This is a genomic window from Okeania sp. (assembly GCF_983059655.1).
Genome location: NZ_CEZPJD010000012.1, coordinates 23,442 through 31,119, shown reverse-complemented (window position 1 = coordinate 31,119; position 7,678 = coordinate 23,442). Strand labels below are relative to the sequence as shown.

The following is a 7,678-nucleotide window of genomic DNA, read 5'->3' as shown; positions in this document are numbered from 1 at the left end:
CCGCCGCTAGGCGCAAGCGGTCGGACCCCGCGTCGGCGTCAGCTCGCTTGCGGAACGCCGACTCCTGTGAGGGAATGCTGACTCCTGTGAGGCAGTAGGGGGGATAAAAAGCTTATTATATAAAACTTTTAGCTATTGGACAGTTCCTGACATTTGTAAAGCAAGCCAGCGCACATTGCTATAATACCATGTAGGTGGTGCGTTACATTTCATTAACGCACCCTATCGGACTGAGTGAAACTATAATTCTACAAAAGCGATCGCAATACTTATTGTTTTTGTTGTTTAATTTCTGCTAAAATTTCAGGTAATATCTCGAAATCTGCCTCAGATAACTTACGCCCTGGTTTAGATTTTAGACGGTCAGCTAACGCATAAAATGCCTCGGTATCGTCTCGATGAGCTAATACATAAGCTCGTAATTCTGATTCATTCATGGTTTGAAAATTAGGATGATTCATAGAATTTTTACCTAACCACTTCTGTCAATTAAAACTTGGATATCTTCACCTGCAAGAATGAAAATATCATTGCTTCTTTCATCTAGTCTAACTAGAGAAATTGTTCAAGAATTTAGAATTTAGAATTTAGAATTACCTCTTCTTATAAATAAGAGGATTTAATAAAAGGATTTTTTTTCTTTTCTTGGTCTCATGGATATGGCGAGGAAACCTCGCCGTCCCTCGACCGCTTTTTTCTCCATGAATGGAGAGACTTTATACCTGAATTTTTCGGTAAACATTTAAAAAAAGGCAAAAACATGGGAGTGGGATAACTAGGAAGTCGCCTCATGTTAATACCCCAGGGAAACCTTTATCCACGAACGGCGCGGATTACTTTTGCTGCTGAGTGAGCGATCGCGCAAATAACTATGGAAGTACCAATGGCACTACCAACGATCAAACCAACTTCTTGATTTTCCATTGCTAAGTCGGTAATTTTATCTATTAAATTAGGTCTAACTTCCTGGACTTCGATAGAAGTTGTTTGTGTTTGGTTTTCTTGAGAGTAATTTTCCATTATTATTCTCCAGTATTAAAGGTCAAGCTACTTAATTTTCACTTTAACTAATATTGAAGAAAAACATAGCCCAACTTTGCCTCAATTTTAGGTAAGAGTTAGTGAGACAAAATTGGAGGTATTGAGCTGATTTAGATTTAGCCGAATAACCGTTAAACATTTAGCACTTGACTCTGGATAAGTAGTAGTAGCAGCTTAACCAAAAGATTGGAGTCATGGAACTAAGATTACTTGTTTTAGGATTCGGAGAATTTAAGTAGTTGTTACGTCTCTATCTTAATAGTTTTATACCGTTAAACACTTAGAACTCGACTTTGGATAAGTAGTAGTAGCAGCTTAACCGAAAGACAGGAGTCATAGAACTAAGATTACTTGTTTTACGGTTTAGAAAACCCCTTTTCTAAATAGCCTTAGACTTAACTTAATTATGGCCTTATGTATTGAAGGTTGCAATACCAAAAAGGTGTTAATTTTGGTTCAAAAACGTCTAAATACCATTTAAAGAATTAGATAAAATCAGACAAATTGACAAAAACAACTTTACATCATGTAAAAGTTCATAACTAATAAGGTATCGTGTTTATTATATAAAAGTTGATATTTATTATATAAAAGTAGGTACTTATTGTATGAAAAATTACATCAGATAAAAGTTGATATTATATAAAAGTTGATATTATATTTGAATTATCGCCTTATTTATTGAAGTTGGAATATAAAAGTTAATTTTGGTTCAAAAAGGTAATGATTTTGGTTAAGTTTTCCCAATCATTATGGCATTTTTATAAACTAATAATGACCACACAGTTTTTTGTTAAGTATGGTAAAAAAAAGGTAGTAGTAGTAGTTTGTAACCAAAATAAAAATGTGTTATGGGAAGAAAACCAAGTTCAATAAAACTTAACAAAGAAGGTATAGAAATGATTGATATAGCCAGAAAGAAAAAAGGTTGGAATAAAATAGAGTGGCAGTGGTGGGCAAAAGCATATGTCTCCGAATCGACCTTGAAACGCTTTATTAGTGGCAAACCTGTTTCAGTTAAAAATTTTCAAAGCTTATGTAAAGTTGTAGGGATAGAAGACTGGCAGTCCCTCGTTGATTGGGAAAATAGTGATAGTACCACCGTTGCCAAATTTTCTGAAGAACTTATCGTTACTTCCTTTACCGAAAAAAAACCACAATCTAAAGGAGGAATAGCTATAACTGGGGTTTTCACTTCAGAAAAAAAGGTTGAAGTGGAAATGGCACTGGAGCGTTTACGGGAGCTTTTAATGGAATGCAAAATTGTAGTTAAACCTGCACAGGAACCTGAGTCCAACTATGGATGTTCCGTGTATGGTCTTTTTAGCCTAGATCAACAGTTAGAAATTGAAGTAGCATTGGAGCATCTAAGGGTACTTTTGCTTACCTGCACAATTACATTGCATGACAGAAATACCTCTGGCATCTCCAACGATTAAACATAGAATTCATAGTTCTTGAAATTGTCTTCTATTTTTATGAAAACTGTTATTAATTACGATGGAATATCAAGAAGGAGTTTGGAGACCAAACCTCTACAGAATTGCTATTTTTCATTTTAGATTAATTGTCTTCTATATTTATGAAAACTGTTATAAATCACGGTGTAATATTAAGAAAGGGTTTGGAGACCAAAACTAAAGTTACTAAAATAATCATAAATATCATCTAGATCGCGAATAGCTGCTTGAGATAAACTATATTTATTCACCTAAATTTTCCTCTCGCAACCGCTGAATTTTTTGCTTTAATTGTGCAATAACAATTTCTCCATCAACTTTTTCACCCCTTTCTAATTGTTTTAAACCTACTTTAACTTGAGCGCGAGTTTCATCAAGCCATTCTTGATAATCTTGTTCTTGTTTTTCTAATAGTTTTAAAGCAACATCAATGGCCTGTTGAATATTGGTATACTTTCCCTTAGTAATTTGGGATTGAAGAAATTTTTCTTGTTCGGGACTTAAGATAATATTCATCATCCAATTTAAAAAATAAACTATATTTAATTCTATCCTTTATTGCGGAATGCTGCGTAAACGCTTTTCATGTCACGCAGCAAAACCCACCCTACAAAAATCTTTAACTTTTAACTTCAAACATTGGATAATCAGTTATAATAAATATTCTTAACTTCCTGGTAAAGATGTAGAAATATTAGACTCTCTTCAAACATTATCTGGAGAGAATATTTTACCAGGATTTATATTTAGATATGACATTTGGTAGTTAACTCTGAGGAATAAATAACCAAAATGACAAATTTGACTATCGAGCTTAACTCAGTAATTGACATGACAGAAGAACAATTTTTTCAACTCTGTCAAAAAAACTCGGATTTAAGATTTGAAAGAAATTCTCAAGGAGATTTAATTATTATTTCGCCGACGGGAGGAGAAACTGGCAGTTATAACGCTGGATTAATTTCTAAAATTTGGATTTGGAATGAGCAAAGAAAGCTAGGTATAGTTTTCGACTCATCCACAGGTTTTCAACTCCCTAATGGTGCTAATCTTTCTCCCGATGCTTCCTGGATAACTATAGAAAAATGGAATAATTTAACTTCCGAACAAAGAACTAAATTCTTACCTCTTTGTCCTGATTTTTTAATCGAATTAATGTCACCTTCCGACAGCTTACCTAAAACTCAAGAAAAAATGAAAGAATATCTGGAAAATGGAATGCAGTTAGGTTGGTTAATTAATCCTAAAAATCAGCAAGTAGAAATTTATCGTGCTGGTAAAGATGTGGAAATATTAGACTCTCCTGAAATATTATCTGGTGAAGATGTTTTGCCTGGATTTATATTAGATATGACAAGAATTTGGTAGTTAAAGAGGAGTCATTAGATTTTGAATTTTACCCGTAAATACGCACCCTACTAAACTAAGATTTTAACTCAACATGAAGTTAATTATAGCAGTTAGAGTAGAAACTTCTAATAAATCAGCAGTTTAAAAGTAATCGGCTTTATCGACTTTTCTCTGATATAATAACCTCTAAGCTATCACAGATTCTATTGGGCGAAGGATTTTTCTAGAATCGTAAAATGATGAAACTCACAACCAAACAATTTTTAATTGTAGTCGCGATCGCGCCTATAATACTACCATCTTTAATACAAACTACACCCCGCGCTAATGCTCAATCTCTTGGTACTAACTGTGCTGCTGAAGTTCTTGGCCATTGGCGAGGTTCACAGGTTAATATTCGTTCAAGTCCGGGGACAAGTTCGCGGGTGATTGACTCGGTAAGCGTGGGTGATTATGTGATTATTCTCAATGAAGGCGATCCCTTTTCTGGTCCATATCCACTGCGTCAGGCGGATACACAAGGCCAAAATTGGTATGCGATCGTCAAAAACCGAGAAGGTAAACCAGAGGGTATAATTCCTGCTAAAGACAGAGGGTGGATATCGGAGGATTTTTTGCAGTTGAGGTGTCCTCCCTAAGTCAATCAGGGGTTTGGAAACCAAACCTCTAGGAAATTGCTATTTTTCATTCTCGATTAATTGTCTTCTATTTTTATGAAAACTATTCTAAATTACGATGAAATATCAAGAAAGGGTTTAGAGACTAAACCCCTACAGAATTGCAATTTATCGACAGATACCGAAAATTATCGAAATTTTTTTGCGCGATCGCTAAGTTTTTCACAAATAGACATAAAATATGGTTAATCAAATTACCGATCTAAAATTACTTTATGAAGAAGATTATTTCCTGTGGTTAGAAGAAACAATCAAACTACTAAATAATCGACAATTAGAAAACCTAGATTATGAGAACTTAATTGAGGAATTAGAAGCATTGGGTAGAAGTGAAAAAAGTGCTGTTGAAAGTTTTGTGACTTTAATTCTTCAACATTTACTACTTTATCAATATTGGGAGGAAGAAAGAGCTAATAACTCTAGGCATTGGCGTGGAGAAATTTTTGCTTTTCGGACTCAATTAGAATACAAACTCACAACAAATTTACGAAATCATTTAGCTGAACGACTTGACTATCTTTATAGTAAAGCTAGAAAAAGCGCTCAAATTAAATCAGAACTTCAGTTACCAGAAATTAACCCTTATTCTCTGGAACAGATATTGGATGAAGATTGGCTTCCAGAGTAGTTACTTAATACCAGTTTGATAAATGTTTGCTACGAATCTCTTTTGTCTATTCTCTGTTCCCTGTTCCCTGTTCCCTATAACTAGAGTTTTGTAACATTCTTTTTTCAAAATGGTATAACATCTCTATCCTCTATCAATACGATTACACCACAATGTAGAGAAGTTCCATGGAACGTCCCTACAGGAATATCGTTCGCACTACTTATTGTTTTTGTTGTTTAATTTCTGCCAAAATTTCAGGTAATCTTTCTAAATCTGCGTCAGATAACTTACGCCCTGGTTTAGATGTCAGGCGATCGGCTAAGGCATAAAACGCCTCGGTATCGTCTCGATGAGCCAATACATAAGCTCGTAATTCTGATTGATTCATGGTTTGAAAATTAGGATGATTCATAGAATTGTTACCTCTCCATTTATGTCAATTAAAACTTCGATATCTTCACCTGCGATAATGAAAATATTATTACTTCTTTCATCTAGTCTAACTAGAGAAATTGGTAAATACATTTGTGTAATTCTTTGGCACCAAATAAAACATTTAACCGCCTGTATTTCTGTGGGCATTAGTTCACACCTCATACCGTTCTAATAAACTTACCCATAATAGTATGAAGTAAGGCAGAAGGAGTAATTAAAAAAAGGCAAAAACATGGGCAAAACAACCTTTTTCTGTCATTCAAAGTAGGGTATAATTGTCATTCGCCCCTACTACGATCTACCTAACCCACAACAGTAACACACCGAAAATTAACTGTATAACTGTCTATTTCCTTAGTATAACACACCGAAAATTAACATTTTAGAGGTGCGTTACATTTCATTAACACACCCTATAAAAGCTCCTAATTTTTAACTCCCACAAGTCGATATTGCACCTCCAAATAAACCAACAAAGCATTAATATCTGCCGGATTTACTCCCCCAATTCGAGACGCCTGCCCAATAGTTAAAGGCTGAACTTTCGATAATTTTTCCCGCGCCTCCAGCGACAAAGTAGATATAGCAAAATAATCTAAATTAGCAGGTAATTTTCGATTTTCTTGCCGACTAATTTGGTCAATTTGATTCTGTTGTCTTTGCAAATAACCGGAATATTTAATATCAATTTCTGCTCCCTCTTTTTCAACTAATTTCAAATCTAAATTCCCCAGATTATACTTTTCCAAATCCACATAATGAAAACCTGGTCGGCGCAAAAGTTCAGCCAAAGTAATGGAACCCTTAATTTTTGTCTGAGTATCCGCAACAATATTAATAGCCACCTCCTCTAATTCTTTAATTCGAGTTGAATTTAACCGAGCTTTTTCAGCAGTAATATTAGCTTGCTTACTCTCAAATAACTCCCACCGACGGTCATCAATTAAACCAATTTCTCGACCCAAAGGAGTTAGTCTTTGGTCAGCATTATCGGACCGTAAAATCAACCGATATTCGGAACGACTCGTCAACATTCGATAGGGTTCTCGCAAATCTTTTGTACATAGATCGTCAATCAAAGTACCAATATAACTTTGTTCCCTGGGGAAAATAATCATCTCTTGATTTTTAACAAATTTAACCGCATTTATTCCCGCTACAAGACCCTGAGCTGCCGCCTCCTCATATCCAGTGGTACCATTAATTTGACCAGCACAAAATAACCCCTCAACTTTCTTTGTCATCAACGTCGGATAACATTGAGTTGCAGGCAAATAATCATATTCCACAGCATAAGCAGGTCGCAACATTACACAATTTTCCAAACCAGGCAAACTCCGCAACATTTGTAATTGCAATTTCTCAGGCAAACCAGTAGAAAACCCCTGAATATAAAGTTCAGGAATATCACGACCTTCCGGTTCAATAAATATTTGATGACTACTTTTATCAGCAAAGCGAACAATTTTATCCTCAATACTCGGACAATAACGGGGACCTTTCGCATCCACCCACCCACCATAAACAGGAGACAAGTGCAAATTATCGCGAATTAGTTTGTGAGTTTCTTCAGTAGTGCGGGTCAGATAACAACACATTTGTTCCCTTTCCACCCAAACTTCCGGGTCGAAGCTAAACCAGCGCACTTTTTCATCCCCTGGTTGCTCTTCGAGGTCAGTGTAGTCAACAGAACGTTTGTCAACTCTGGCGGGAGTACCTGTTTTCAGTCGTCCGGTTTCAAAACCAAGTTTATTGAGGGTTTCGGTGAGACCGATGGCAGGAAATTCACCCGCGCGACCTGCTGGCATTGATTTGTTGCCTACCCAAATAACTCCCCCCAAGAATGTTCCGGTGGTAAGGATGACAGCTTTACATTTGAAGGCAACACCAAAGTAGGTTTCTACTCCAATAATTTCGTCATTGTCTCCCAGAATTAAATCTGTGACCATGCTTTCCCGAACTCGGAGGTTTTCTTGGTTTTCGACAATGTTACGCATAACGGCAGCATATTCCCGTTTGTCAGTTTGAGCGCGCAACGCCCAAACAGCAGGTCCGCGAGATGAGTTAAGGACGCGTTTTTGGAGATAAGTGCGATCGCTCATTTT

General features: G+C 35.9%; 12 protein-coding genes. 5 read left to right on the top strand and 7 right to left on the bottom strand.

Features of this window, described 5'->3' with window-relative positions; genetic code table 11:
* Positions 1 to 269: 269 nt before the first annotated feature.
* The 3 genes from AC3DU7_RS01890 to AC3DU7_RS01880 all read right to left on the bottom strand — a co-directional run bounded on the left by AC3DU7_RS01890 (position 270) and on the right by AC3DU7_RS01880 (position 1,020).
* A complete protein-coding gene (locus AC3DU7_RS01890; protein WP_488037674.1) occupies positions 270 to 461 on the bottom strand; it encodes a DUF6887 family protein in 192 nt (63 codons plus the stop codon).
* Between the two features lie 11 nt (positions 462 to 472).
* Positions 473 to 562 carry a DUF6888 family protein gene (locus AC3DU7_RS01885; RefSeq protein ID WP_488037675.1) on the bottom strand — a complete coding sequence of 30 codons (90 nt, stop codon included), beginning with the start codon at positions 560 to 562 and terminating at the stop codon, positions 473 to 475.
* Between the two features lie 251 nt (positions 563 to 813).
* Positions 814 to 1,020 carry a hypothetical protein gene (locus AC3DU7_RS01880; RefSeq protein ID WP_488037673.1) on the bottom strand — a complete coding sequence of 69 codons (207 nt, stop codon included), beginning with the start codon at positions 1,018 to 1,020 and terminating at the stop codon, positions 814 to 816.
* Positions 1,021 to 1,892: 872 nt separating this feature from the next.
* Here AC3DU7_RS01880 and AC3DU7_RS01875 point away from each other — a divergent pair.
* Positions 1,893 to 2,480 carry a hypothetical protein gene (locus tag AC3DU7_RS01875; protein ID WP_488037672.1) on the top strand — a complete coding sequence of 196 codons (588 nt, stop codon included), beginning with the start codon at positions 1,893 to 1,895 and terminating at the stop codon, positions 2,478 to 2,480.
* A gap of 264 nt (positions 2,481 to 2,744) precedes the next feature.
* On the opposite strand, the gene AC3DU7_RS01870 is transcribed toward AC3DU7_RS01875, so the two are convergent.
* Positions 2,745 to 3,020, bottom strand: coding sequence for a ribbon-helix-helix domain-containing protein (locus AC3DU7_RS01870; RefSeq protein ID WP_488037671.1), 276 nt, complete (start codon positions 3,018 to 3,020; stop codon positions 2,745 to 2,747).
* 273 nt (positions 3,021 to 3,293) lie between these two features.
* Between AC3DU7_RS01870 and AC3DU7_RS01865 the strand changes: the two genes are divergently transcribed.
* The 4 genes from AC3DU7_RS01865 (at position 3,294) to AC3DU7_RS01850 (ending at position 5,156) form a co-directional block, all read left to right on the top strand.
* Positions 3,294 to 3,869 (top strand): Uma2 family endonuclease, encoded by a 576-nt coding sequence (locus AC3DU7_RS01865; RefSeq protein WP_488037670.1) that lies wholly within the window; start codon positions 3,294 to 3,296, stop codon positions 3,867 to 3,869.
* 218 nt (positions 3,870 to 4,087) lie between these two features.
* The gene (locus tag AC3DU7_RS01860) at positions 4,088 to 4,489 is read left to right on the top strand and encodes an SH3 domain-containing protein (RefSeq protein WP_488037669.1); all 402 of its coding nucleotides are present in this window, start codon (positions 4,088 to 4,090) and stop codon (positions 4,487 to 4,489) included.
* Positions 4,490 to 4,564: 75 nt separating this feature from the next.
* A complete protein-coding gene (locus AC3DU7_RS01855; protein ID WP_488037668.1) occupies positions 4,565 to 4,717 on the top strand; it encodes a hypothetical protein in 153 nt (50 codons plus the stop codon).
* The gene (locus tag AC3DU7_RS01850) at positions 4,710 to 5,156 is read left to right on the top strand and encodes a DUF29 domain-containing protein (protein WP_488037667.1); all 447 of its coding nucleotides are present in this window, start codon (positions 4,710 to 4,712) and stop codon (positions 5,154 to 5,156) included. The genes AC3DU7_RS01855 and AC3DU7_RS01850 overlap by 8 nt, the downstream gene beginning before the upstream one ends.
* A gap of 202 nt (positions 5,157 to 5,358) precedes the next feature.
* On the opposite strand, the gene AC3DU7_RS01845 is transcribed toward AC3DU7_RS01850, so the two are convergent.
* From AC3DU7_RS01845 to mnmG, 3 genes are all read right to left on the bottom strand, one after another.
* Positions 5,359 to 5,550 carry a DUF6887 family protein gene (locus tag AC3DU7_RS01845; protein WP_488037666.1) on the bottom strand — a complete coding sequence of 64 codons (192 nt, stop codon included), beginning with the start codon at positions 5,548 to 5,550 and terminating at the stop codon, positions 5,359 to 5,361.
* Complete coding sequence (locus tag AC3DU7_RS01840) at positions 5,547 to 5,720, bottom strand: DUF6888 family protein (protein WP_488037665.1); 174 nt, start codon at positions 5,718 to 5,720, stop codon at positions 5,547 to 5,549. Before AC3DU7_RS01840 ends, AC3DU7_RS01845 begins: the two co-directional genes overlap by 4 nt.
* Before the next feature lie 278 nt (positions 5,721 to 5,998).
* Positions 5,999 to 7,678: tRNA uridine-5-carboxymethylaminomethyl(34) synthesis enzyme MnmG (mnmG, locus tag AC3DU7_RS01835; protein WP_488037664.1), on the bottom strand; the 1,680-nt coding region annotated here is incomplete at its 5' end.